The following is a 223-nucleotide window of genomic DNA, read 5'->3' on the forward strand; positions in this document are numbered from 1 at the left end:
ACTACAGCACCGCTGATGTGATCAAAGAACTTGAAGAAAAGGGTTATGTCTTAGTTGAAGATGGCTTCCCAACGGACGCTACATTTGACGATGATGATAGTACAACTCAAAACTACACGGTCACATTGAAACACGGTGAAAAGACAGTCACACCAGACAACCCAGTGACCCCAGGTGATCCAATCAACCCTAACGATCCAGATGGTCCAAAATGGCCAGCTGA

At 45.7% G+C, this 223-nt stretch carries 1 protein-coding gene; it reads left to right on the forward strand.

Going from position 1 to position 223, the window contains the following annotated elements; translation table 11 throughout:
* Positions 1-223, forward strand: a 223-nt coding sequence (locus FC32_RS10705; protein ID WP_162253196.1) for a mucin-binding protein, incomplete at both ends; no start/stop codon positions are given.

Source organism: Ligilactobacillus apodemi DSM 16634 = JCM 16172 (genome assembly GCF_001434405.1).
Lineage (GTDB): Bacteria > Bacillota > Bacilli > Lactobacillales > Lactobacillaceae > Ligilactobacillus > Ligilactobacillus apodemi.